Raw genomic sequence first — 26,571 nt, 5'->3', positions numbered from 1 at the left:
GTGATGGTCCCCCCCGGGTAAATGCCGGAAATCGGTTGAGAAATGAACGACGTAACGTTGTCGCGCAGGAAGTAAAGACCATCCGGCACAAAGGCCACCCTCCCGTAGGTCGACGGATAGTTTGCTGAATACGTACCACCGACTGTCCAGCCTGCCAGCACATCAACCGATCCACCCGTGGTGGGGAATACGCCGTTTTGAATGAGTTCTACACAAGATACCTCGGCCACATCCAGAATGCCATCGTTATCGTCGTCCAGATCGTTGATATCTGCAACGCCATCACCATCCGTATCGATACATTCGTTCAGCGACGAGTTCTGACTGTAGCCGACGGTCTGGCCGGTGCCCGCCGTGACGGGTACGCCCATCGTAGCCGTGCCGCTGCCGACAGGTGTGGGCAGGTTTTTGGTCACGTTGGTACTGCCACCGGCCATGGTACTGCTCACCAGATTCGACGTGGTAAAGGCCGCGCCACCTTCAAGGGCATCGGGGCAACCGTCACCATCCGAATCCAGATCCAGACTATTGATAATACCATCATTATCTGAATCAAGTCCACACGCACCAACCACCGATATGCCTGATATGATCGGGTCAAATTGGCTGGTAACCGTCGACAAATCCGTAAAACGAATGGTGGTTTGATTCGTCTTCGGTAAGAAACTCAGCGTTTCGTTGGTGAATGGATTACCAAACGTCTTCGTGACCGTTTTGGTGGCAATTACTGTGCTGCCCGTCAGCACATCCACTCTGAGGCTGGCGTTGCCAGCGGTATTCGACCCAAACCCTACCATATCAAACTTCACTTGTAAGGGTTGATTGGGAACCGTTGAAATCATCTGACTCAGTACGCCGGTGGCTGGAGTCTCGTTATTGTTAAAAATAATTTGCGGATTCGTGTTCGACACGACGTTGCCCGTAACCGTCCAGCCTGCCAGGTTATTCTGACCACTGCCGTTAGCTACTTTCTCACAGGCAGGATCTTCCACCGTATCCAGAATACCGTCGTTATCATCGTCCAGATCGGTGCTGTCGAGTACGCCATCACCATCATAGTCAGGTTGTGGGCAGGCCGCATCCTGAACGGCCCCATTCTGGCTGGTACCGACAGTCTGCCCTGTACCCGCCGTTACGGGCACACCCATCGTGGTGACGGTGTTACCCACTACGTTGCCCAGGTTGCTTGTCACATTAGAGGAACCACCCGCCATGGTGCTGCTCACCAGGTTGGCTACCGTGAAGTTGGCTCCCCCTTCAATGGCATCGGCGCAGCCATCACCGTCTGAATCCAGGTCAATGTGGTTAGGGATATTATCACCATCCGTATCACATTTAGCAACAGTTAAACTGAACGTAGATGTTTGACCAGCAAACGGACTTGCGATAAAATCTTCACTGGTTCCGAAATTCCCAGCAAATGTCTGCACACTCCACGTACCGGTCTTTGAATACCCCGCTCCTGCATTATCCACCACAACTGATGAAGTTCCGTTCGTAAACAAGAAGGCATCCGATAGTAAGAAGGCGTTATTTGCCCCTACAGAGGATATGGTTGCCGTGATTTTCCCGTTTGCATCTGGCATCACATTAGAGGCAATGGGTGTCCAGTTAAACCCTCCGTTATTAAATGTGCCAGCAATCGTCTGATTCCAGGTCACGGTCGATGAGGAAAACCCAGTGACTATGACTTGTACATTTGTCGCAAAAGTTGATGCTGTCCTGGCAAAAGCATATACATTCCAGGCACCCAGATTAGGACATTCAGCCGTATCCAGAATACCGTCGTTATCATCGTCGAGGTCGGACAAATCGACCACGCCGTCTCCATCGCTATCTGTACACTCGTTTAATGCTCCGTTTTGACTGACACCAACAGTCTGCCCCGTTCCCGCCGTGACAGGTACACCCATCGTGGTTGTCGTACTACCTACCACATCACCCAGGTTTTGTGACACGCTGGTCGAACCGCCGTCCATGTCGCTATCGACCAGATCGGTTACCCTGAACGACCCACCGCCTTCAACCGCGTCGGCGCAGCCATCGGCGTCCGAATCCAGATCCAGCGAGTTTGGAATGCCATCGTTGTCGGTATCACAATACAGAATCGATACGTTATCGAGCTGCACATCGATTCCCAATGTTGCCTGACTGATATCCGTGAACCGGATGCGGGTAGTGGTACCCGTAGCCACAAACCCCAACGCACCGTTTACAAGAGGTGTGTTGGCCGCGCGTTGTAGCGAGGTAGTAGCCAGCACCGAACCGGTAGAAACATCCAGTACATCGACCTGCACCCCTACCGAACCACTATTTCCCCCAGAAGCCAGCATCTCAAACGTCAGCGTAGCCCGTTGCCCAACCCGGGTCTGAATGACCTGTGACGCCACTCCATTGGGCGTCGTGTTGGAGCCGTTGAAATACAGTTTACTGTCTGTGCTAAAAACCCCTACGTTCCCTGTAAACGTCCAGCCCGCTGAGATGGAGCTGAAATCACCATTGTTCACCAGTTGGCAGGCCATTTCGGCCGTATCCAGGATGCCATCGTTGTCGTCATCCAGATCAACAACGTCGTCATAGCCGTCAGCATCCGAATCCGTACAGCCGTTCAGGCCAGGCGTTTGGCTGATACCCAGCGTTTGACCGGTACCGGCTACCGTTGGTATGCCGGTTGCGCCTACGGTGGTACCCAGATTTTGGTTGACCGGCGAGGGCGAAGAGCCGTTGAAGCCCGTGCCGCTATTGCCGCCAGCCATGGTACTGCTGACCAGGTCGGTCAGCTTAAATGGGCCTCCGCCTTCGACGGCATCCGGGCAACCGTCACCGTCGGAGTCCAGGTCCAGTTGGTTGGCAATCGCATCGCCATCGGTATCGGCCAAACAGGTTGCTAAAAAGCCGAAAGAATCAAAGATAGTTCCTCCCCCACCATACGGATAAACCCGCACAAAGTAGGTTGTTCCCCGAGCCAGTTTAAAGGGGTCGGGCAGGCTTACACTGAAAAAGTTCTGAGTGGCATTGTTGGGGTTAGCCCCGTCGTAGAGCAGCGTGCTGGTCGCAAACGTCGGGTCGCTCGAGATGCGAATACCTATTTTCTGGAACGGAGCGGTACTCTGGAACGATGCCCACTGGTCCAGGGTATAATCGACCGTAGCCGTGGCCGAGGTGGCCATCGTAAACTGCATGTAATCGTTGCCGGCTACTGCCCCGGCCAGATTGGTGGCGGTAGCACCACTGATAACCCAGGAATCTCCCGAAGATCCCAGTGTAATGCCCGGTCCAGTCGTGATCGAAGTTGTTTCCAAAACAACCGGGCTTAAGCTGTTGATCTGAAGGGTACCGGGCAGTGAAATGCCATTATTATCCCAGCTTAAGTGGGGCGTACCGGTTAACGGAAGCAGGCAGGTATTTTCGGCCGTGTCCAGAATGCCGTCGTTGTCGTCGTCGAGGTCCTCGATGTCGGCTACCGTATCGCTATCGCTGTCGGTACAGCCATTTAATCCTGCCAATTGGCTAACACCCACCGTTTGGCCAGTGCCTGCCACGGTTGGCACCCCGTTGGTTCCTACGGTAGTACCCAGATTCTGGGTGACTGGCGATGTCGACGTACCTATGTAGCCAGTACCACTGTTACCACCCGGCAAGATACTATTGACCAGATCGGCTACTTTGAATGACGCTCCACCTTCGATGGCATCGGCGCAACCGTCACCATCGGAGTCCAGATCGAGCGAGTTGGCAATACCATCGTTATCGGTATCGCAATAGAGAATCGATACATTATCAATCCTGGCATCGATTACTACCGTAGCCTGGCTAATGTCGGTGAACCGAATGCGGGTGCTGGTACCCGTAGCCGTAAAGGCCAGAGGAACAGTAACAGTAGGTGTATTGCCCGTACGCAGCAGCGAGGTGGTGGCCAGTACTGCGCCCGTACTCACATCCAGTACATCGATTCGAACCCCGACCAAACCGGCCCCGGCTCCCGCTGCGAAAAAGTCGAACGTCAGCGTCGACCGTTGCCCAACCCGGGTCTGAATATCCTGCGTAGCAATCCCGTTTGGAGTGACATCGGAGCCATTGAAGAACAGAAAACCGCCGGTACTCCCCACGTTACCCGTAAACGACCAACCTGCTGTAGAAGACTCAAAATCACCGTTCTCTATCAGTTGGCAGTTCATTTCATCCGTGTCCAGAATGCCGTCGTTATCATCGTCGAGGTCCTCAACGTCGGCAACCGTATCGTCTTCACTGTCGATACAGCCGTTGAGTGATCTAAACTGGCTGAAACCAACCGTTTGGCCCGTACCAGCCACAGTAGGTATACCGGTTGCGCCTACGGAGATACCCAGATTCTGGGTAACCGGCGATGTCGATATGCCGTTATATCCCACACCGCTGTTGCCGCCAGCCATGGTGCTGTTAACCAGATTGTTCGACCTAAACGGCCCACCGCCTTCGATGGCATCGGCACAACCGTCGCCGTCGGAGTCCAGATCGAGTGAATCAGGAATACCGTCGTTATCGGTATCGCAATACAGGATCGATACGTTATCAATCGCTACGTCAATTGAGAACGTAGCCTGGCTAATGTCGGTAAACCGAATACGAATGCTGCTCCCCGTAGCCGTAAAGGGAATGGAGATATTGGAACTGGGCGTGCCCGCTGTGCTGGTGAGCGATGTCGTTCCCAGTACCGTGCCAGTGCTTACGTCCAGTACATCAGCCGTAACACCTATCGTACCGGTACCTGCCCCGGCTGCGACAAAGTCGAACGTCAGGGTATACGGTTTCCCCGCCCGGGTCTGAATATCCTGCGTGGCGATCCCGTCCGGCGTGGTATTAGTACCGTTAAAGAAAAGCGTGCCGCCGGTAATGCCCACGTTACCCGTAAACGACCAGCCCCCTGTGGTAGACGCAAAATCGCCGTTGGTCACCAGTTGGCAGGTCATTTCGGCCGTATCCAGAATACCGTCGTTATCGTCGTCGAGGTCAACGCTATCGTCTACATTGTCGCCGTCACTATCTAAGGCCAGCGCGCTTCTGGCGCGCATAAAGCTGGCGGTTGCCGGGCTTTTATGGCCAACCGGTTCCGGAGCCACTGTACCGGTGTAGCTCCGCACAGCCGTCAGTACAGCTGGTTTCCGTTCGGCCAGCGCAGGCCAGCCCATGTTCAGGAGCATGAACGCGCAGAGAACCACAAAGCGTATGACAGCAGGCTTCAGGCCAGGCCAGTCTAACGCACAAAGGGCACGAAGAAGCGTCCGCACCTGTAGTTTGCTGTATGTCTTGAAGGTAAAAAGATCCATTCCTGTTACGGTCTAAATGAATGTGGTAGGTAGTTCGACTTTATATATAGGCATGCATGTCGCTACATGCAGTCTGGCGATGAAGCTGTGGGGGATGGTCCGGCGCGTAATAACCTGGCTTAGGACTAACAGCATAGAAGCTGTCCCATCGATAGAAATCGGTACGGGCTTCAGCCAGATCAGCCCCATCAACAAGAGCAGGCAGCAGACCCGTAATGGCTGCATATAAGAAGCCGGCTACATATAACCAGGTTCTGAAAACCCGAGCTGCGGCTTCTTCCTTAGTGTATCGAGCGACGGTAAATCTGGTCATGCACTCCTCCCTGTCTGCGTTTGTTTGCTGTTCCTTCTGTACGTCACCGAGTCTTTGTAAACCAGCGGTCCTTTTTATGCGGGGACACTGGTTTAAAAGAAGCCATCAACAGCCGGCAACACTCCCGGCTCCCAATCGCGGAACAGATGAACATTCCTGGGGTCGCCTACAGTATGCGCTGCTGCATCTGGCAAATCGATACGTATGTAAAATGATGTTGATAAACAGGGGTCGGTGAGTCATGCAACTCACCGACCCCTCGCATACTCAGGATAAGCCAAACTATTGCCAACCGGGACCAACGAACGCTCAAATCATACGTGTGTGCAGATTTTCTATCTGAATGATCTTTTTATATCATGAATGCCCATTTTCCTGATTCGAGTGAGCCATACTGTAGTGACTTAATTCTACCGAATAATGACATACGCTGACTTTAGGCCTTTTTTACACGAAATCAGCTTTTTTATATACATACCTAAAAGTTTGTGATATGTATTTGAGTATTTTTACTCAGTTTTTTGATTATATGCCATGATTTTTGCTTATGCCTGTCAGGTATAAGCACAATGTGTTGTACCCGTAACTTGACTCATGTATGTTTTCCTGCCTAATCGTTGAAGACGATCCGTCGTTTTCTGATCAACTCACTACGTATCTGGCAAAAACAACGCTCTTCGATGCACCCCTGATTTGCCGCACGGCCAGGGAGGCTTTCTCGCTGCTCAATACCATCCCGATCAACCTCGTTTTACTGGATTACGACCTGCCAGATATGAACGGTCTCGATTTGCTGGCTTGCCTGCCGCAACCTCCTCAGGTTGTGATGACAACCGCGCATACCCAGCCAGCCGTGGCGTGTTTTGATATCGATGCAGTGGCGGATTTTCTTACCAAGCCTTATAGCTATCCCCGCTTCCTGCGTGCTGTTCGCCGGGCGCTCGGTAATCAGCTGCAGCCGGCCGAGAGCCAGCCAGCCAGCAAGGCGCCAGCCGCCCGCGAAGACAAGTACATCTATTTTAAGTCGGGCCGGAAACTGAACCGATTCGTGCTCGACGATATCGTCTATGCAGAAGCCTATGGGGCCTACACCAAGGTCCATACCCTGACGGGTTCAGTAGCTATCAACCAGCGGCTGGCTACACTCCAGAACGAATTACCCCGCAACCGATTCCTGCGCGTCCATAAGTCGTTTATTATCAATTCGTTGCATCTAAGCAATCTGGAAACAAACCGGTTGCATGTATTGTCGTACAAGATCCCGATCGGTATCACCTATCGGCCAGCCGTACTTCAGTTCATGCAGCAGGCAGGCATTACAGCTCCTATCAGCTGATCTGACCCGACAGATAACCTCTCCTCTCCCCTACCATGAAAATGTTACTTGCGGGCATCACTCTGCTCGTACTTCAGACAGCTCAGGCTCAGTCGTCCCGACTTGCTCAACTACGCCATCAGCTGACGAAAGCGCAGCATGATACAGCACGCATACGACTCTATATAGAACTGGCTCAGCTTTACTCTAAACATGTAACGCCCGACAGCGCTTACTATATGGCAATGAAAGGCATCAGCCTGGCCCACAAACATGGGTTATCCCTTCAGGAAAGCGCGCTGTATCTGCATCTGGGTTATTACTACAAACGCAAAGCCAACTATCCAGAAGCACAGTCAGCTTTACAAACGGGCCTGCGCTTATCCGAAAAAAACAAACCCGACAGCCTGAGAATCAAGTTACTGTACCGGCTGTCCTGCATCTATGGCGATCAGGGGATGTATGAGAAAACGATAGAAGCCGCAACGGCAACCCTACGCCTGGCCACGCAACTCAAGGACACAGTGCAGATGTGCTATGCCAGCAATGTGCTTACCTCGGCTTATCTCGACACCAGGAACAAAGAAATGGCCCTGACGTATGCCCACTCATTTTATCAATTGGCCAGCCAGATTGATTCCCGAAACCCCAGGCGGCAGGCCCAACTCATCATGGCCGGGCTAACCATTGCCGATATTTATGAACAGACCGGGCAGTATGCTGAAGCGTACCCGTATATCGAACGCTCGTTTGCCCACACAGTTTCCCTGGGTGACTTCATTCAGACTTCTGAAATAGCTATTCGGCTTGGTAAGAATCTAGTAAAACAGCGTCGATCCGGAGAGGCTATTCGCCATATCGACAAAGCACTCCGTGAGAATCTCACAAACCCTGATGCTTCTGAACCCTACGAAACCTACGCACTGGCCTATCGGCAGCTTGGCCAGCTGAGTACAGCCCTGGCTCACGCCCGTAAAGCTCACCGGATTGCCTTGAAGAAAGGGCACCTCAAACAAATACAGTCGACTTTAGAAACGCTGGCCCTGTTGGAAGAAGACCAGCATATGTATGCCAGCGCAGTGACTCACCTGCGTCAGCTAAACACTATCAACGACAGTCTGTTTACCGTTCAGAAAGCCGAAGCCATTGCCCGGGTAGAAACCAGATATCAGGTAACTCAGCACGAACAAACCATTCAGCTTTTACAAAAAGACGCTTCTCTACGCCAGGTTTCGCTGGCCCGTAAACAGGCTGATTTATTGGCCCATCAGGAACGTCAGACGCTGCTGATACTGCTGACAATCTTTTTGCTGACGCTGGCGGGCGGGTTGCTCATTGTTTTCCTCCATGAGAAAAACGTTGCCCGGCTGCTCGCAGCCCAGAAAGCCGACATTGAGGATAAAGCCCGGCAGCTGGAAGAAGTCAATTCCATTAAAGACAATCTGTTCGCTATTCTCGGTCACGACTTGCGCAGCCCTATCGCCAACCTGAAAACTCAGCTCAACGGTATCAAGGAAGGGTTCATTTCTCCCAAAGAGTTCAGATCACGCATCGATGGGTTGCGCCAGAAAGTAGACAGCGTATATACTACGCTCGATAATCTGCTTCATTTCTCACTGCTCCAGCGAAAAGGCATGCGCTCTTTTCTGACACAGGTTGACCTGGCCGAAACCATAGAATCTGTCGTTCAGCTGTACGACGCCGATATTATGGCCAAGCGCCTGACCCTTCAAACAGCCTACAGTGCAACGCCGGTTTGGGCTGATGAGCATCAGCTGCATATTGTAGGACGCAATATTCTTCAAAACGCCATCAAGTTCACGCCCGTAGGGGGGTCTATCCATATTATTACCCAATACCAGAGCAACCGCTCCAAACTAATCATCAAAGACTCAGGGGTTGGTATGGAAATCAGTCACCAGCTCAATCCGACCGATCAGAACCTCAACAGGCGAGGTACGGCGGGTGAGCGCGGCACGGGTCTGGGGCTACAAATCTGCCGGGAGCTGGTTCAGCTGAACCAGGGGCAACTGCATATCGAAAGCCAACCCGGCCATGGCACAACGGTAACGGTCGAGTTTGGGGAGCGTCAGCAGACAACTTCGACAGTATCTGCTTTTTTACAGTAGTCAGCCTATACGTTTGGCCATATAAACGAATCCGCCTTTTCATCGTACTGGTTTTATCATGCTGATCCAGGAAACATCTCACGGGTGAATATTCGGGATGCTTCCTGCCGCACCGGTCAGCATGACAAAAAACAGCCGTGACAAAAATGAGCAGCACAAAAAAACAGCAGAGCCGACAAAAATTGCGAACTAGAAAAATCAGCTATGCGAAAGGCTGGTATGGCGCTGGCTGAACGTTTAAACGCCCTTTACCCAAGCTGGATGCCGACCGCTGTTCGAGACAGGGGGCGGCTGCCTTTTTGCGTACATACCGGCCAATCCGTTTCAGATGAGTTACGTAATGGCACTGGTAACGTCTACTATACCTTAAACAACACCCCCCTGTCGGGAAAGGCGTTTACGTTACTCTTTGTACATGCAAAACCAACTCAATCAGGCAATGCCCTGGCCATTCAGACTTCCTCGACGGATGCTGCTGAACGGCAATTTTTCATCTTTATCTCCTGTCGACCAGCTCCGGCTGATAACCCTGCTGCATATCGGCTGGTACGGCATGGTACTGCTCGTACTGATCGTATCGGTCAGTATGGCAAACGGTCAGTATGATCGGGCTCAGTACAACCTGATTGCTGTTCCTGCCTTTCTGGTGCCTACGCTCTGGCTGGCCTACAAACACAAGGTACAGCTGGCTTCCTGGTACCTGCTCATCGCTATGTACGCTACTACCATCTGGGGTATCTATGTCCGGCTTCTGGATAAGGCCGACGTACACGTTGAATTGCTCTTTATCATGATCGGTATCTTCTCTATCATACTGATCAATAGCAGAGCGTCACTCGCACTGTGTACCTTACTGGCTATCAGTTATTTAACGGCCAGGATAATTACATTTCAACAGCTACATCTCCACTTTGAAATGGGCCAGCTTATTACCGGTATGGCCACATTTATAGCGCTTACTTATGTTAGCTATACTGTCAAAAAAACGGCCATGCAGATTCAGCGAACCATAGCGGTCCAGAATCAGGCGCTCAGCGAGTTGAATACGATGAAAGACAACCTGTTCGCTATCATCGGTCATGACTTGCGAAGTCCGGTAGCGGGATTGAAAACGCAGCTCATGGCCGTAAAAGCAGGCTATACTTCGGCCGGTCAGTTTGAGCAACGTATCGATCAGCTGGCTCAATCCGTCGATGGTGTTTACCTTACCCTCGATAATCTGCTCCACTGGGCCATGCTACAGCGTGAACGGATCAAGCCCAACCCCATTTCGCTCGATCTGTCGAAAATAGCGGAACCCATATTGTTATTATATGTATCGGATATTCAGCGTAAGCAACTTACGGTAACCACCCACCTCGATACGGCTCCTGCTGCCGTTGACGAACATCAGCTGTCTATCGTTGTTCGGAACCTGATTCATAACGCCATTAAGTTCACCCCCCAGGGCGGTACTATTCGCCTATCAACCTCGTCCGATAAAGGACAGGCCCGGCTGACGGTTCAGGATTCAGGCATCGGCATGCCCGTCGCGAACCAGACGGAATCCCGCGAGTCAGCCGTTCAGAACCGCGGTACGTCGGGCGAACGGGGAACCGGGCTGGGCCTGCAAATATGTCGGGAATTCATGCGGCTCAACCAAGGAACCCTTCACATTCAGAGTGAACCCGGAAAAGGCTCAACCATAACGATTTCCTTCATGCTGGATAAAAGCAAAAAGTCTGCCAATCGATCAAATTCGATAACCAAACTTGACCCGGTAGAATCTACCTGACCGGAAACCCGACCGAACGCCAGTGTCGCTGCCGCCCGTTTTTTACATCGATCCGGTACAGCTCGGCATCGGGAAACCGTTTCAGTAGCCGCCGACTCCGACGCAGCCCCGCTACACTGAATACTTTCGTGAGGGCATCGGCCCGCCAGCCGTCGGGCGCCAGTACGGTAGCCCGTACCGACTGCCGAAGCCCCAGCCCCGAGCGCGGGTTCATGATGTGGGAGTAGCGCCGACCGTGGTAGTCGAAGTGGCGGTACAGATCGCCGGAGGTGGTTATGGCGGCCCGGTGCAACCGTATCGTTGTGGAGTCGAATCTAACCCGCCACGGCCCCTCACCCGCCAGCACGTCGCCCCCCAGATCGAGCAGGAAAGCGGGCAGGCCTAACCGACGCAGCAGCCCGGCGGCTTCGTCGATAGCAAACCCCTGCCCAATACCGCCCACATCGAGTCGCATACCGGATCGGGTCAGGCGCACCGCCCGACGTCCACTGTCCAGCTCCATATACCGATACCCCACCGCCCGGCGCGCCCGCCGGCGTTCAGCCCGGTTCGGCAGCGCCCGTTGCCGCACGGCCCGTCGCCAGAGCTGCGACAGTGGCCCGATGGTGGGGTCGTAGCGCCCGCCAGAGAGCCGGGCAATCTGCCGGGCTTTCCACAACACCCGAAACAGATCGGGCGATACGGTAACCCACCGGCCCGACCCACTGGTGCCGGACAGCCGGTTGATCTCCGACCCGTCGAGGTAATCGCTCATCGCCTGGTTGAGCGTATCCATCCGGGCACTCACGGCCGCGTTGGCGCGTTGTGCAGTCAGGCTGTCGGGCGCGTAGACCGTAAGCGTAAATTGCGTACCCATCAGCCCCCGCCGAAACGTAAACCGCTCCGAACGAACTGGCTGGGCCAGCGCAACATTAGCCAGACACAGAACAAGCAAACCAAACAACCGCACCGGGAAAACCATTCTTTTTAACATGAGGTCGTAGGATGACGCTACGTTTACCTCTAATTATGATGCCGCATGATCACGATCCGCAATAAATTCATTCTACTGGCCGCCGGCTTCTGGCTGGTCGGCATTTTGCTGGTGTTACTGGGTGCCTACGGCAAAAGCGCGGGCTGGGAAGCCACCGGCCTCCTGCTCACGATCGGCGTTACGGCGCAGGCCATCGGGTTCGGCTTTCTGGGCTATGTGCTGATGCAGGCCGTTTTTTCCCGGAGAAAGTAACGCGCCCGCCCGGATTTTTTACACCCGGGCTGCTTTGTTGCGGAGCATCATGTCGGCCAGTACCAGCGCGGCCATCGACTCAACGATAGGAACCGCCCGCGGCACAACGCAGGGATCATGCCGACCTTTTCCGGATACCGTTACCGGCTGACCGTGTACATCGACGCTGTCCTGGTCCTGCATGATCGTGGCAACGGGTTTGAAGGCCGTCCTAAAGAAGATATCTTCGCCGTTGCTGATTCCGCCCTGAACCCCGCCCGAGTGGTTGGTTCGGGTCCGTACGGCGCCCTGGGCATCGGTATAAAATTCGTCGTTATGCTGCGAACCGTATAGCGCGGCCCCGGCAAATCCGCTGCCGTATTCAAAGCCTTTCACGGCGTTGATACTGAGCATGGCTTTTCCCAGTTCGGCATGGAGCTTGTCGAAGACCGGCTCGCCCCAGCCCGCCGGAACGCCCGTTACCACACAGTCGACCACGCCCCCGATCGAGTCGCCCCGCTTCCGGGTTTCGTCGATGTACTGAAACATCTGCTCCGCTACGGCCGGATCGGGGCAGCGCACCGCGTTCTCTTCGGCCAGCGCCAGCGTCAGTTCCTGATAGGGCGTATCGAGTTTCAGCGTACCGACCTGCGATACGTACGCCTGGATCTGCACGCCCTGCTGAGCGAGCAGCAGCTTGGCTACCGCACCGGCGGCTACACGGGCGGCCGTTTCGCGGGCCGACGACCGACCGCCCCCCCGATAATCGCGGGAGCCGTATTTGGTCTGGTAGGTGTAGTCGGCATGCGACGGCCGGAACTGTTCGGCAATATGCCCGTAGTCTTTACTCCGCTGGTCGGTATTGCGAATGATCAGCGCAATGGGCGTTCCCTGCGTCTGTCCGTCAAACACGCCCGACAGCACCTCGAACTCATCGGCCTCGCGCCGTTGGGTCGTGATGCGCGACTGCCCGGGTTTGCGCCGGTCCAGTTCGTGCTGAATGAAATCGGTGTCGAAAGGCAAACCAGCGGGGCAGCCGTCGATAACGACGCCGATGGCGGGTCCGTGCGATTCGCCGAAAGTAGAAATCTTAAATAGGGTTCCGTAGGTACTGCTCATTTTCTAAAAAAGACAAAAATCATTCCCAGGAGCATCAGCACAATCAACACGTTGGCGATGGCCCTGATCAACGCTGAGACCTGAATGGGTTGCTCTGTACTATCCAATGCATCGATGCCCGCGTATAACGACCGCCCACCGCTGGCATCCGTCGGCTGATCAGCCGGGAGGGTATCCGCAGCCGCATCGGCCGTCGTGTTCAGCGACGCCCGCCCGCCCACCAGCAACTGCAGTCGGGAGCGCAGGGTATCATAACGGGCCCGTTGCGGGTCGAAATATATCCATTGAAATCGGTTTGCCAGCGCAACGGACCCGTTTCGGTGGGGTACCAGAAAATACGAGAACGATTTTCGGCCCGTAATCCGGTCGCCGGTCCGGTTGATGACGTGCCGCGATTCGGGCGGAAACACCTCCAGCTCGGTCGGGTTACCAGTCGTTACCGGGTTGGGCAGGGTGGCTATGTTGCCTTCACCGGCTATGGCAAATGAATAGCGGACGCTCTGCCCCAGTCCAACCCGCTGTCGGCTCAGCTCTTCTTCGAGCCGAAACAGACCAACCGGCACGCGCCCCCGCAGCGGATGCACCGGCAACGCCCGCACGGCTACCGTAACGGGTCGGCTGGTAAAGGAAACCGGCTCGGGCTGGGTAGTGGCCGGGCGGGTCTGGGTGAGCTGGAGGGTAACGGCCGGAATCCGCAGCGGCCGAACGGCCAGCGGGAAAAACTCGGCCCGGTACAACTGATATTGCCGGTATTTTTTTCCGGCTATCAGCACGGGCGAGGGCTTCAGATCGGTTATGTTCCAGTTCTCTTCCCAGGCGTTAACGGGTCTGATCTGCTTGACGATTGTCTGGAGCTGCTTGTCGAGCGCGGTGAAGCTCAGTTCGTAGGGGTAATTATCGGCTACGAAAAACGACAGTGTCATGCCGACCCCTTCGCCCGCGTAGATCGCCGATTTGCTGGTCTGGAGCTGGAGGAAAGCCGCGTTGCCCGAAGGCACTACCGGCGCGGGTGGCGGGGTCTGGAGCGATGACGACACCACGAGTTCCGCCCCCTCCGATCGAACCGGCGTACCGTTTATGACAATCACAAACGGCGGCAGGCGATAGCGGCCGGGCGCACGGGCCTGGTAATTCTGGGTAATGATCTGATTGGTAACGGACTTACCCCCCACCTCGGTCGTGGTTACGCTGGCCGAGGTTCCTTTTTTTACAAAGCCCGCAATATCCGGAAACGCCAGTACCGGCCGGGTGTCGCTGTTGGGAATATTTACCGTAATGACAAATGGCCGTTCGATCGGAAAATTAGATTGGCCCAATTCTATAACTGCTCCATTATCAATTTGTTGCCCAAACGACACTATTTGTAAACAAAAATATAATCCAAGAAATTTGCGGAATATTGCAAAGAACATAGCTATTTTTGGGCAACAAATTCGCGAACAAGCCGTTCCATTTTTAGTTAGATACGCGTACCAAGAACCTACAAACCTCTTTTTTCATTCATCGGCTCCTCTAACCAGAAAACGTTCAAACGTATGCTTTCCATGCTCGAGTACATCAAGACTATCCTTCAGAAGGTGAGTTTTGACAAAGCCCTGTTCGAGAAAGAGTTGGCGAAGGCCATTCAGATGCTGATTCCAGATGAAGTAAAACAGCTCAAACGCTGGTGTTATGCCCAATTCGGCAAAGTTTATCGCGCCGTACTGAACCGTTGCTTCGCCCGGGTTCGCTTTACCTGACGACTCTTTCTTTTTCCTGACCGCTCTTAGCCCCCGGCCACCAGGCCGGGGGTTTTTTATGTCTACCCGGCGTCTTACAAATCGACTTTATCCATCATGTCGGGAATCTGCACGTCGGCAAATCCGGCGGCTTCGAGCTTTTCTTTCCAGACCAGCTGTTTGTCATACTCGCCATGGACCAGAAAAACGGTTTTGACCCGGGCCGGATTCTGGCAGCTCAGGAAGTCGAGCATCTCCCGGTAGTCGCCATGGGCCGAAAAGGAGTCCATCACCTCAACCCGCGCGTTTACGGGGTAGCGTTCGCCGAAGATCGTCACCTCAGCATCGCCCCGTTTCAACGCGCCACCCAGGCTGTTGGGCGATGCGTACCCCACCAGCAGAATGGTCGTGTTCGGGTTCTCGATGTTATTTTTGATGTGGTGTTTGATGCGTCCGGCTTCGGCCATACCCGAGGGTGCAATGATGATACACGGCTCCCGCTGGTCGTTGATGGCTTTGGATTCGTTGACGTCCGACACGTAATGCAGGTTCGGAAACTCAAACGCATCGCCGTCTTTCTTGATGTAAGCCAGAATCTCGGGGTTGAAATCGTCTTCGTGATCACGCATGACCTCGGTTGCTTTTACCGACATGGGACTATCGATGTAGACCGGCAGCCGCGGCAGCAGGCCTTCGCTCGATAGCTGGTCGAGGGCGTAAATCAACTCCTGCGTCCGGTCAACGGCGAAGGCCGGAATCAGAAGTTTGCCCCGTTTTTTTACGCAGGTATCCTCTACAATACGCAGCAGATGGGCTTTCATGTCGGGTTCAGCTTCGTGAATCCGGTCGCCGTAGGTCGATTCGCAGAGGATGTAATCGGCCTGCGGAAACGGATCGGGCCGACGCAGGATTTTATCGTCAGGACGGCCAATGTCGCCACTGAAGAACAGGCGTTTTTCCGCGCCCTGCTCCCGGATGGTCAGGCTTACGGCCGCGCTGCCCAGCAGGTGGGCCGCATCGGTCAGTAAGCCCGTTACGGTATCGCCGATGGCAAAAGGCTGGCCGTACCGAACCGGCTGCATCTGGCTGAGGGCCTGCTCAACGTCCTGCTCGTCATAGAGGACGTCGAGCTCGGGCTCACCGCGCCGGGACCGACGTTTGTTGACCCGGTCCAGGTCGCGCTCCTGAATGCGGGCGCTGTCCATGAGCATCACGTTGCAGAGATCGATGGTAGAGGCCGTCGTATAGATCGGTCCCCGGAACCCCTGCTTAACGAGCCGGGGAATAAGGCCGGTATGATCGATGTGAGCGTGCGACAGGACCATATAATCGACGCGGGCCGGGTCGAAGCCAAAGGTCTGGTTCAGCTCGTCGGTATTGATACCCTGAAACAAGCCGCAGTCGAGCAGAATCTGCACGCCACGGTCGGTCGTAATGAGATGTTTGCTACCCGTCACGGTACGGGCGGCACCGAAAAATTGAATGGTCATTGGCAGAACAGCCGGGTTTAGGTATCTTTCTTCGTGAATATGTCAAGGCTTAACGAAGCAGATCGACGCCCTAAGTTACGCCGTTGGGTGCAGGAAACAGCAAGCCCCTGGCTGAAACGCATCGGCAAACCCACCTGGGTTCGGGTTGTGGCGGCTGGCGGACTGCTGGCTACCGGGCTCGACCTGGCCTTCCCGATCCGAACTACGGTCCCGTATGCCACCCTGGTTACGGCCCGCGACGGGCAGATTCTGCACGCGTTCCTGAGCCGCGATGACAAGTGGCGTATGTACGCCGAGCTGAACGACATCACGCCCGCCCTGCGCGACGCCATCCTGTTCAAGGAAGATACTTACTTCCGGTACCACCCGGGGTTCAACCCGGTATCCCTGCTGCGGGCGGCCGGGCGGAACCTCCTCAACGGCCGGCGCACCTCCGGAGCTTCGACCATCACGATGCAGACCGTACGGCTGCTCGAGCCCCGCCCGCGCACCTACGCCAGCAAGCTGATCGAGCTATTGAGGGCGGTGCAGCTGGAAATTCGTTTGTCGAAAGACGAGATTCTGCAACTGTACCTGAACCTGATTCCCTACGGCGGCAACATCGAAGGGCTCAAATCGGCCTCGCTGCTGTACTTCGGCAAGCCACCCGCGCTGCTGAGTCTGGCCGAACTGACTACACTGACCATCATTCCGAACCGCCCGTCGAGTTTGCGGCTCGGTCAGAATAACGCCCGGATCGTGCAGGAGCGCAACCGCTGGCTGGCCCGCTTCCGGTCGGCGGGTCTCTACGATGACGCGACCATTGCCGACGCCCTGGCCGAACCCCTTACGGCCTACCGGCGAGCCGCACCCCAGCTGGCTCCGCATCTGGCGCGACGGCTTCGGGCCGAGTATCCGGAAGTTCCTGTCATTCGATCGAGCCTCTATCCGGCGGCCCAGGCCACGGCGGAGCGGCTCGTGCAGAACTACGCCAACCGAATCCGGGCGCTGAATATTCATAACGCGGCCGTGCTGGTACTCGACAACCGAACCCACGAAACGGTGGCCTACATCGGCTCGGCCGACTTCGCCAATACCCTCGACGGGGGGCAGGTCGATGGGGTGCGGGCGGTACGGTCGCCGGGAAGCGCCCTCAAGCCGCTCCTGTACGGACTGGCCTTCGACGGGGGGCAGATCACCCCCAAAACCAAACTGGCCGACGTACCGACCAATTTTGGCGGGTATGCCCCCAGCAACTACGACCAGCGGTTCAACGGCCCCGTTACGGCCGAATTCGCCCTGGCCAACTCGCTCAACATACCGGCCGTGGCGCTGCTGAACGACATCGGCACATCAACGCTGGTAGCAACCATGCGCAAAGCAGGCTTCTCGACGGTGAAGAAGCAGGCCCGCGACCTCGGCCTGTCGATGATTCTGGGCGGCTGTGGCGTTACCCTTGACGAGATGACCCGGTTATATGCGGGCTTTGCCAACGGGGGCGTGGTCACCGACGGGCGGCTCACCCCGGCCGCTGCGGGTCAGCAAACGGCCGGATCGCGGATTCTCTCGGCCGAAGCAGCTTACCTGATTGGCCACACGCTCACCCAGATCACCCGGCCCGACCTGCCCAATAACTTCGACAACAGCTACCATCTGCCGCGGATTGCCTGGAAAACCGGCACCAGCTACGGCCGGCGCGACGCCTGGAGTATCGGCTACAACCAGCGGTATACGATCGGCGTGTGGGTCGGTAACTTCTCGGGGGTGGGCGTTGCTGAACTGAGCGGGGCCAACACCGCCACTCCGCTGCTGTTTCAGCTCTTCAACGCCCTGGACTACAACGCCCCGAGCGGCTGGATACGCCCACCGCGTACGCTGGCCATGCGGCTGATCTGCCCCGAAACCGGCGATATTCCCGGCGACTCCTGCCTGAACCCCATTACCGACTATTACCTCATGGGGGTGTCGCGGCACCGGTATTGCCAGCACCGCAAGCCCATCTGGACCAACCAGACAGGTACGCTGGCCTACTGTGCCCACTGCCGCCCCGACAGCGGAGCCGTTCGCCGGATGTATCCCAACCTGGCTCCGAACGTACTGGCTTTCTACCAGGCCCAGCGCATACCGGTGGCCCGTATACCGCCCCACAATCCGGCCTGCGAGCGGGTGTTCGGGTCGGGTGGTCCGCTGATTACCAGCCCCAGCGAAGGCAGTGAGTATTATATCAACCCCCGCCAGCCCGCCGAACTCGAGCTAAGCTGTCAGGCCCCCAACGATGTGGAAACCGTTTTCTGGTACCTGAATGATAAACTGTACCGCAAAGCCAGTCCGCAGGAAGCCGTGTTTTTCAAACCCCGGCCGGGTGCGCTGAAAATTTCCTGCGCCGACGACCGCGGCCGACATACCGACCTGCGCATCCTGGTCAGGGCCGAGTGAGGATTTGTTCATTTTGCGTTTCCACAAATTCTTCACACTTTTCCACCTTAAAAGCCAACATACTCCTATGAAACCCCTTTTATCCGTTCTACTGGCGCTGCTACTGACAAGCGCTGCCTTTGCCCAGACCACCCCTACCGACCCCTCGCAGGACCCAACAGCCCTGACCAATGCGTTCTTTAAAGCCATGCTCGACGAAGATGGTACCATCAGCAAATACATGACGTCCGATTTTACCATTACCAGCTTCGACGGCGCAACGGTAGACGGCGATCTGCTGGCGCAGGGTGTGGGCGGGGGGTATGTCATCATCGAAACCGGTACGCTATCCAACGCCCGGACCCGCCAGTACAACAGCGACGCGGCCGTAACGACCGGCAGCTGGAAAGCCAAAGGCAGCATTCAGGGGCAGAACTTCGAGAATACTGTCTCTTTCTCGGTCATGAGCGTGAAGCAGGGATCGACCTGGAAAATTGCCAACGTTCAGTTTACGGCCACCAAATAGCGGCTATCCCTGGTTGCCGATCACTCAATACCTGCGGCAACTTCTTTGAATTCAGTACCCACTCCGCGTAGTTAGAGTGGGTTTTTTCGTTCCCTATCGTACTCTTGTCCTGACCCCATGAAAATCCGTCGGTTACTCCCCGTTCCTTTCTTCTGTCTTCTTCTTTTCCAGTGCGCCCGGCTTTCGTTCAACGAGGTCAGCGTAGTGGGCCGCAACTTCGACGATGAAGTACAGCAGACGCAGAACCTGACGTTTACCTTCAATAAAAACGTTGGTCCCGCGGCCGCGCTCGACGAATGGGACTCGACCCAGTACGTACGGTTCATCCCGGCCGTTCGGGGTAAGTTCAAGTGGGTGGCTCCCAACGAACTGATCTTCTCACCCGCTACCGCCTTCGATGCGGCCACCGACTACCGGGCCGAACTGACCGACCAGCTGCTGAACCGGGCGACCGACAAGGATGTGAAAGTTTCGAACGAGGTCATTGCTTTTCACACGCCCTATCTGCAGCTGACCAGCACCGAAACCTGGTGGGCCAAAGCCCGCGAAACCGGACAGCCCGTTGCCCGTACCCGGCTGAACTTCAACTACCCCGTCAGTGCGGGCGAAGTAGCCGGTAAAGTAACCGTCAGCACCGACGACAAAGGCCTCCCGACGCAGCTCAGCGCCAGCGAGGCCGGCAGCAGCGTTGTTATGACCCTCATGAACGCGCCCGCCGTCCGGAACGAGCAGCCGCTTCAACTGAAAATCGACAAGGGGCTGAAAGTAGCCAACACGGCTTATGTCAGTAAGGATGTTATTGACGAAACGGCCTCGTTACCTGCCCAGACCAGCGTTGACGTGGTAGATGTTCAGACGCGTTTCGAAGCCAGCCGAACGGGCGGCCCAGCGGGGGTTGTTCGGGTTATCACCACCCAGGAGCTGCAACCGGCCGATGCGGGCTCGGGCGGGCTGAGCCAGTACTACACCATTCAGCCACAGGTCGAAACAACGGCCGAACTGACCGAGAACGGCTTCATCATCCGGGGTAATTTTACCGAAACCGACACCTATGTACTGACGCTGACCGATCAGATCCGCGGTACCCTGGGCACCCGACTCAGCGAGCCCGTTACCAAAGATCTGTTTTTCGGGAAGATGCCCGCCAGCATTGCGTTCGCCAGTCAGAAAGCCCTGTATTTATCCTCGAAAGGGTCGCGAAACGTTGGGCTGAACATCGTCAACGTGCCGAAGGTGCAGGTCAAAATTGCCAAACTGTACGAGAATAACCTGCTCAACTATTTCCGGTCGTACCGCTACGAACAGTACGCCGAGAAAGGCGATGGCTCCTGGGGCCCAACCGGCAGCTACAGCTACAACGGCGATGACGAAAACGACCTCAGCCAGGTGCTGGTCAGCAAAACCGTCGACACCGAAGACCTGCCTAAGGTGCGGGGCGTTTCGGCGCTCAACATTGCCCTGCCCGATCAGAACAACAACTTCAAGGGTGTTTATCTGGTATCGGTCGGCTCCAAAGACGAAGCCTATCTGCAAAGCACGCAGCTGGTTTCGGTATCGGATATTGGCCTGGTCGCTCACCAGACCGATACCGACGTGCTGGTCTGGGCCAACTCCATCCGAACGGCCGAACCGCTGCAGAATGTAGAAGTAACCCTCGTCAGCAGCAACAACCAGTCGGTCTATACACTCACCACCGACGGCAGCGGCTTTGCCCGCTTCGAGAAAGTAGACGAGAAAGCCCCCGGCTTCACGATCCGGATGATCACCGCCCGAACCGACAGCAAAGCAACCGACGGGGGCGACTTCAATTTCCTCTTCCTGCCCGACGCCCAGGTAGAAACATCACGCTTCGAAGTAGAAGGCAAACGTGATAACCCCTCGGGTTTCGACGCCTTCGTCTACGGCGACCGCGACATCTACCGCCCCGGCGAAACGATTCATATCAATACCCTGGTTCGGTCGCTGGCGTGGCAGAGCGTGGGCGAGATTCCGGTGCTGATCCGGCTGCTGGCGCCCAATGGCCGCGAGGTACGGGCGTTCCGCAAAACAACCAATGCCCAGGGCGCGGTGTCGACCGACATCCCCCTCGACCCGGCCGCCGTTACGGGCAGCTATACCATCGAAATCCTGAACGCCAACAACGTACTGCTGACCGCCCAGCCCATCAGCGTCGAAGAGTTTGTACCCGACCGCATCAAAGTCGACGTGCTGACCGACCGCACCAGGTATCAATCGGGCCAGACCATCACCCTGTCGGCCACGGCTATGAACCTGTTTGGCCCGCCCGCCAGCGACCGGTCGTACGAAATGGAATTTCAGCTCAAACGAAAAACCTTCGCGCCCAAAGGCTTCGAGGACTATTCGTTTGCCATTCCCAGCGGGCAGGCGGGGGCGCCCGGCACCTTTCCGAAAGAGGTACGGCAGGGCAAAACCAACGCCAACGGGCAGGCCACCGAACGCTTCCAGATTCCGGCCACCTACCAGGACATTGGCCTGCTGGAGGGTAAGCTCTTCGTAACGGTATTCGACGAAAACGGGCGACCCGTAAACCGGCTTCGGCGTTTCGAGGTACAGACCCAGCCGGTTCTCTTCGGCATACGCCTGGCCGACTCGTACGTAACGACCAACTCTCCCCTGGCCGCCGAACTGGTAGCGGTCGATGCCAGCGGTTCGCTGCGCCCGTCGGCATCGGCCAGCGTGGAGGTCGTTCGGTTCGACTACCAGACCGTAATCGAAAAACAGGAAAACGACCAGATCAAATACACGACCAAAAAGCGCGAGAAAACGGTCTATACCAACACCCTGCTCTTCAAAGGGGGCAAAGCCTCGTTCCGCTACGTGCCAACGGTATCGGGCGAGTACGAAATCCGGGTCCGGCGCCCGGGTGCGTCGGCCAGCGGGTACGCAGCCACGCCGGTCTACGCCTACGGTTACGGCAGCACCTCGGCTTCGTCGTTTGAGGTCAGTCAGGAAGGGCAGGTGCTGATGACCCTCGACAAACCCGCCTACCAGACCGGCGACAAAGCCAAAATTCTGTTCAAAGCCCCCTTCGACGGGAAGCTGCTGGTAACCATCGAGCGCAACCGGGTCATGGAGCAGCAGTGGCTGACGACCAACAACAAGTCGGCCGAGTGGAGCTTCGCGGTTGGTGCCGACCACCTCCCGAATGTGTACGTAACGGCCACGCTGATCCGGGCCATGGACAACACGAACCTACCGCTCACCGTAGCCCACGGTTTTGCGCCGATACCCGTAACGGACAACAGCACCCAGCTGCCTGTTGCGATTACGGCCGCTACCCAGTCGCGCTCCAAAACGAAGCAGACCATCCGCATCAAAACAGCCCGCAACGCACAGGTAACGGTCGCCGTTGTGGACGAAGGCATCCTGCAGCTGAAAAACTTCAAAACCCCCGATCCGCACGGGTTCTTCTACCAGAAACGCGCCCTCGAAGTCAGCAGCCACGACCTGTACGCCCTGCTCTACCCTGAACTATCGCTGCGCTCGGCATCGAGCGTAGGGGGCGATGGTTACGATCTCGAACGGCGGGTCAACCCGCTCAGCAACGGCAGGGTCAGGCTGGTAGCGCTCTGGAGCGGCATTCTGGAAACCGGCCTCGACGGCGAAGCCGAGTTTACGGTCGATGTCCCCCAGTTTTCGGGCGATCTGCGGGTAATGGCCGTAGCGTACAAAGACAACGCCTTTGGCTCGGCCAACACGAATATGAAAGTGGCCGACCCGATCGTTATCAGCACCGGCTTACCGCGCTTTCTGACCCCCGGCGATCAGCTCGACCTGTCGGTCAACCTCAGCAACACGACCACGCAGGCCGCCGTCGTAACGGCCCGGCTCGGCCTGAGCGGCCCACTCTCAGCCGACAGCCTCACCACCCGAAAACTAACCATTGCGCCGGGTCGCGAGAGCCGGCTGACGTTCGGAATCGCGGCCAAACAAGCCATAGGTGCCGGAGCCGTAACGATTACCGTTACGGGTGTGGGGGCGTCGTTGCGCGGAGAAACCTTTACCGAGAAAACCGACATCACCGTGCAGCCGGGCGCTTCTCTGCAAAAAACTACTGCTTCGGGTGCCGTAGCGGCCGGGAAATCAGCCACCATCAACCTAGCAGGCAATGGTTTTCTGCCCGGTACCGCCCGGGCCAGCCTGACCCTCAGCCGATCGCCGGTGGCGCAGTACGGCCGTGAGCTATCGTTCCTGCTAGGCTACCCACACGGTTGTCTGGAGCAAACCATTTCAAAAGCGTTTCCGCAGCTTTACTTCGCTGACCTGACCAGGCAGGTGGCAACCAACACCTATTTTGTCCGCACCGGCGACAGCGACCTGAACCCGGCCACCAACGTGCAGCAGGCCATCCAGAAGATTGGGAGTTTACAGGCCGCCAGCGGTGGGTTTTCGATGTGGCCCGGGATGGAAGGCACCAGCGTAGACGCCTGGGCTACGGCCTACGCGCTGCATTTTCTGGTCGAAGCAAGTCAGGCGGGTTACGAAGTTTCGCCGGCAGTGACCAGTAAAGCGATCGACTACCTCACCAACCTGGCCAACCAGCCGGCCAAAGAAGAGCAGGTAGCCTACGATGAAACCGGCGGCCGGACGGTTCGGTCGGTGACCAGCCGAACCAGTTTGTACAGCCTGTACGTACTGGCGCTGGCTGGCAAGCCCAACCGGTCGGCCATGAACTACCATAAACAGAATGCAGCTGCCCTTACCACCGACAGCCGTTACCTGCTGGCTTCGGCCTTCGTTCGTACCGGCGACACCCGATCGGCTGCGGCTCTGTTGCCCAAACGCTATACGGATACCATGACCGGCCGCGAAACCGGTGGCAGTTACGCATCACCCCTGCGCAATCTGGCCCTGTCGCTCGATGCCCTCGTAGCTACGGATCGGGATAACCTTCAGATTCCGGCCCTGGCCCGGCAGCTGACAACGGCCCTCCGCCAGAGTCAGTATCTGAATACTCAGGAAGCGGCCTTTGCTTTTCTGGCGCTCGGCAAGCTGGCCCGGCAGAACGCGGGCAGTACCGCCACGGCTACCGTATCGGCAGGGGGTAACTCGCTGGGCACGTTGGCTGCCGACTACCTGAACCTCAAACGGGTACCGGTTGGTCAGCCGATCAGCCTGAACGCCAAAGGTACCGGCAACGTATACTACTTCGCGGCCAGCGAAGGCGTACCGGCCTCGGGGCAGGTAACCGAAGAAGATAACGGCCTGCGGGTTCGGCGGACCTATCTGAACCGCGACGGCGCCCCCATCAGCGAAGCCCGGCAGAACGATCTGGTTGTTGTGCGGGTATCGGTAGCGAGTACCAGCGGGCTGGCCGTCGACAATGTAGTTGTGACCGACCTGCTGCCGGCCGGGCTGGAGGTAGAAAACCCGCGTTTGACCGAACAGCGCGATCTGAGCTGGGTCAAAGGAGCCAGCACCCCGCAGCATTTCGACCTGCGCGACGACCGCATCAACTTTTACACAAAAGCAACCGGTACCGAACAGGTTTTCTACTACCTCGCCCGCGCCGTGTCGAAAGGTCGGTTTGTGGTGGGTCCGGTTTCGGCAGATGCCATGTATAACCACGAGTATCGGAGCTATAACGGGGCGGGTACAATAACAATCAGGTAAGCGCTTTCCAGTTGACGGAACCCTTGTTTGTATCCTGATCCGGGGGCTACCGAACACAACCGGCATCCCCCGGGTACGTGTGATGCCACGGGACTATACTCTACGGTTACCGTAGAGAAAAATCCTAACATTTACGTATGTGTCAGGGTTTATAGGTCTGCAAGCGGGTTGGTATGTTTTTTGACCTGTGCAGACTGATCTTACCAACAAAACTCAACGCAACGATATGAAACGAAGGACATGGGTAGTTGCCTCCCTGCTGGCTGCTACCGTAGGTTTATCTTCCTGCGCCACCGTAGAAGGGTGGCTCTATGGCGACTCGAACGCCAGCCGGCAGGAAATGGTACGCAATGACCGCAACGCCCGCGGCCGAACCGCCGACTACCGTCGGGATGAGGACGATCGCAACGATCGGCAAACCTCGTATAACGACCGCAACCGTTCCAGCCGCGACCGCGACAATGATCGCGACAGCGAGCGGGGCGAAGGTATCTTTAGCCGCAACCGGAACAACCGGAACGACGAGCGGCTGAGCCAGAACGACTTCCGCAACAGCCGCTCGTACAACAACCGGTACCGCGATGCTGACAGTGACTACGACCGCCCGAGCCGTATGTCGGGGGGCAGTTCGTATAATAACCGCTATTCCTCAGATGATCGGGACGACCGCGACAGTCAGTATGACGACCGCGACGATGACCGGTACAGCCGGTACGACGATCGCAACGACAGCCGCTACAGCGACCGGGACGACCGCGACCGCTACAGCAGCCGTTCAGATTACGACAGCTATCGCTCGCGTGATGACCGGGATTCGTACAGCGACCGCGATCGCAGCCGGTATGACGACCGGAACCGGGATCAGTACAGCGACCGCCGTTCAGACGACCGCTACGACGACCAGCGCAGTCGCGACCGCTACGATGACCGGGATAACCGTCGCGACGACCGCGACAACGATCGTTACAGCCGACGGGATGACCGAAACGACGATCGTGACAGCAGCCGAAACGATGACCGCGACAACCGCCGGGAAGATCGCCGGAACGACGACCAGGATAACCGCCGGAACGACGACCGCGATAGTCGCGACGATCGGGATAACAGAAGTGGCATAGCCGGTATCTTCAACGGCCGTAACGACCGCAACGAGGCCGGCGATCGCGACGACAGCCGGACCAACAACCGCCGGGACGACCGGAATGACCGCGACCGGATGGACGATCGGTCAGACCGGGATAACGACCGGAACAGCCGTCGAAACCGCGACAACGACAGCGATTTTGAACGCGACCGGCGCGACCTGGCCGACCGCATCGACGAGCAGATGGACAAACTGGACGACCAGCTCGACGAAGCCAAAGAAGAAGTAAAAGGTGAAAGCAAGAAAGCCCGCAAGGAGCGCGAAGACCGTGTTAAAGACCTTGAAGACAAGCGTCGTCAACTGACCGATTCGTACTATAAAGTGCAGCGGGCGGGTGAAGATGACTTCAAGAAAGTAAAACGCGAAGTGAACCGCTCCGTCGACGACGTTGAAGAAGCGCTCGAAAAACTGGTCGATAAGATGAAGAAGTAATCAGCCAGAAACAACTCCGGAAGAAGCCGGCTCGCAGGAGTCGGCTTTTTTCATTACAGGAACTACCTTTGCC

General features: G+C 56.5%; 14 protein-coding genes. 9 read left to right on the top strand and 5 right to left on the bottom strand.

The features are described from left to right. Nucleotides 1–5,306: beta strand repeat-containing protein (locus B1C80_RS20555; RefSeq protein ID WP_369822724.1), on the bottom strand; the 5,306-nt coding region annotated here is incomplete at its 3' end. A 911-nt stretch (nt 5,307–6,217) separates the two neighbouring features. On the opposite strand from B1C80_RS20555, the gene B1C80_RS20545 reads away from it, so the two are divergent. The 3 genes from B1C80_RS20545 to B1C80_RS20535 all read left to right on the top strand — a co-directional run bounded on the left by B1C80_RS20545 (nt 6,218) and on the right by B1C80_RS20535 (nt 10,837). Continuing rightward, on the top strand, nt 6,218–6,955 hold the full coding sequence (locus tag B1C80_RS20545; RefSeq protein ID WP_077923093.1) for a LytTR family DNA-binding domain-containing protein: 738 nt from the start codon (nt 6,218–6,220) through the stop codon (nt 6,953–6,955). Between the two features lie 35 nt (nt 6,956–6,990). Next, nucleotides 6,991–9,063 carry an ATP-binding protein gene (locus B1C80_RS20540; RefSeq protein ID WP_077923092.1) on the top strand — a complete coding sequence of 691 codons (2,073 nt, stop codon included), beginning with the start codon at nt 6,991–6,993 and terminating at the stop codon, nt 9,061–9,063. 415 nt (nt 9,064–9,478) lie between these two features. Continuing rightward, nucleotides 9,479–10,837, top strand: a complete 1,359-nt coding sequence (locus B1C80_RS20535; protein WP_139361700.1) for a sensor histidine kinase KdpD — start codon at nt 9,479–9,481, stop codon at nt 10,835–10,837. Here the strand turns inward: B1C80_RS20535 and B1C80_RS20530 are convergent. After that, nucleotides 10,830–11,810, bottom strand: coding sequence for an FAD:protein FMN transferase (locus tag B1C80_RS20530; protein ID WP_369822723.1), 981 nt, complete (start codon nt 11,808–11,810; stop codon nt 10,830–10,832). The two genes, B1C80_RS20535 and B1C80_RS20530, sit on opposite strands and share 8 nt — an antisense overlap. A 45-nt stretch (nt 11,811–11,855) precedes the next feature. On the opposite strand from B1C80_RS20530, the gene B1C80_RS20525 reads away from it, so the two are divergent. Continuing rightward, entirely contained in the window at nt 11,856–12,062 is a 207-nt protein-coding gene (locus B1C80_RS20525) for a hypothetical protein (protein ID WP_077923090.1), read from the top strand. An 18-nt stretch (nt 12,063–12,080) separates the two neighbouring features. On the opposite strand, the gene aroC is transcribed toward B1C80_RS20525, so the two are convergent. Together aroC and B1C80_RS20515 are read right to left on the bottom strand one after the other, a co-directional pair. Next, nucleotides 12,081–13,160, bottom strand: coding sequence for a chorismate synthase (gene aroC / locus B1C80_RS20520; protein ID WP_077923089.1), 1,080 nt, complete (start codon nt 13,158–13,160; stop codon nt 12,081–12,083). After that, a complete protein-coding gene (locus tag B1C80_RS20515; protein WP_236648863.1) occupies nt 13,157–14,476 on the bottom strand; it encodes a BatD family protein in 1,320 nt (439 codons plus the stop codon). The genes aroC and B1C80_RS20515 overlap by 4 nt, the downstream gene beginning before the upstream one ends. A gap of 219 nt (nt 14,477–14,695) precedes the next feature. Between B1C80_RS20515 and B1C80_RS20510 the strand changes: the two genes are divergently transcribed. Beyond that, nucleotides 14,696–14,899, top strand: coding sequence for a hypothetical protein (locus B1C80_RS20510; RefSeq protein WP_077923087.1), 204 nt, complete (start codon nt 14,696–14,698; stop codon nt 14,897–14,899). Between the two features lie 74 nt (nt 14,900–14,973). Here the strand turns inward: B1C80_RS20510 and B1C80_RS20505 are convergent, their stop codons facing one another. After that, the gene (locus B1C80_RS20505) at nt 14,974–16,368 is read right to left on the bottom strand and encodes an MBL fold metallo-hydrolase RNA specificity domain-containing protein (RefSeq protein WP_077923086.1); all 1,395 of its coding nucleotides are present in this window, start codon (nt 16,366–16,368) and stop codon (nt 14,974–14,976) included. A gap of 39 nt (nt 16,369–16,407) precedes the next feature. Between B1C80_RS20505 and pbpC the strand changes: the two genes are divergently transcribed. The 4 genes from pbpC to B1C80_RS20485 all read left to right on the top strand — a co-directional run bounded on the left by pbpC (nt 16,408) and on the right by B1C80_RS20485 (nt 26,498). After that, the gene (pbpC, locus tag B1C80_RS20500; RefSeq protein WP_077923085.1) at nt 16,408–18,783 is read left to right on the top strand and encodes a penicillin-binding protein 1C; all 2,376 of its coding nucleotides are present in this window, start codon (nt 16,408–16,410) and stop codon (nt 18,781–18,783) included. 67 nt (nt 18,784–18,850) lie between these two features. Continuing rightward, nucleotides 18,851–19,288, top strand: coding sequence for a nuclear transport factor 2 family protein (locus tag B1C80_RS20495; protein ID WP_077923084.1), 438 nt, complete (start codon nt 18,851–18,853; stop codon nt 19,286–19,288). A 117-nt stretch (nt 19,289–19,405) separates the two neighbouring features. Continuing rightward, nucleotides 19,406–24,922 carry an alpha-2-macroglobulin gene (locus B1C80_RS20490; RefSeq protein ID WP_077923083.1) on the top strand — a complete coding sequence of 1,839 codons (5,517 nt, stop codon included), beginning with the start codon at nt 19,406–19,408 and terminating at the stop codon, nt 24,920–24,922. Between the two features lie 226 nt (nt 24,923–25,148). Next, a complete protein-coding gene (locus tag B1C80_RS20485; RefSeq protein WP_077923082.1) occupies nt 25,149–26,498 on the top strand; it encodes a hypothetical protein in 1,350 nt (449 codons plus the stop codon). The last annotated feature ends 73 nt before the right edge of the window (nt 26,499–26,571 follow it).

Source organism: Spirosoma sp. 209, assembly GCF_002006735.1.
Classification (GTDB): domain Bacteria; phylum Bacteroidota; class Bacteroidia; order Cytophagales; family Spirosomataceae; genus Spirosoma; species Spirosoma sordidisoli.
The sequence above is the reverse complement of the archived record's forward strand: the minus strand, read 5'-3'. Positions and strand labels throughout refer to the sequence as shown.

What these genes read in the sequence shown, in the direction of transcription:
- B1C80_RS20535 (WP_139361700.1), top strand. Translation starts at nt 9,479, where the DNA reads ATGCAAAACCAACTCAATCAGGCAATGCCCTGGCCATTCAGACTTCCT.
- B1C80_RS20525 (WP_077923090.1), top strand. Translation starts at nt 11,856, where the DNA reads ATGATCACGATCCGCAATAAATTCATTCTACTGGCCGCCGGCTTCTGG.
- B1C80_RS20530 (WP_369822723.1), bottom strand. Translation starts at nt 11,810, where the DNA reads ATGTTAAAAAGAATGGTTTTCCCGGTGCGGTTGTTTGGTTTGCTTGTT.
- aroC (WP_077923089.1), bottom strand. Translation starts at nt 13,160, where the DNA reads ATGAGCAGTACCTACGGAACCCTATTTAAGATTTCTACTTTCGGCGAA.
- B1C80_RS20495 (WP_077923084.1), top strand. Translation starts at nt 18,851, where the DNA reads ATGAAACCCCTTTTATCCGTTCTACTGGCGCTGCTACTGACAAGCGCT.
- B1C80_RS20545 (WP_077923093.1), top strand. Translation starts at nt 6,218, where the DNA reads ATGTTTTCCTGCCTAATCGTTGAAGACGATCCGTCGTTTTCTGATCAA.
- B1C80_RS20540 (WP_077923092.1), top strand. Translation starts at nt 6,991, where the DNA reads ATGAAAATGTTACTTGCGGGCATCACTCTGCTCGTACTTCAGACAGCT.
- B1C80_RS20485 (WP_077923082.1), top strand. Translation starts at nt 25,149, where the DNA reads ATGAAACGAAGGACATGGGTAGTTGCCTCCCTGCTGGCTGCTACCGTA.
- B1C80_RS20490 (WP_077923083.1), top strand. Translation starts at nt 19,406, where the DNA reads ATGAAAATCCGTCGGTTACTCCCCGTTCCTTTCTTCTGTCTTCTTCTT.
- B1C80_RS20510 (WP_077923087.1), top strand. Translation starts at nt 14,696, where the DNA reads ATGCTTTCCATGCTCGAGTACATCAAGACTATCCTTCAGAAGGTGAGT.
- pbpC (WP_077923085.1), top strand. Translation starts at nt 16,408, where the DNA reads ATGTCAAGGCTTAACGAAGCAGATCGACGCCCTAAGTTACGCCGTTGG.
- B1C80_RS20505 (WP_077923086.1), bottom strand. Translation starts at nt 16,368, where the DNA reads ATGACCATTCAATTTTTCGGTGCCGCCCGTACCGTGACGGGTAGCAAA.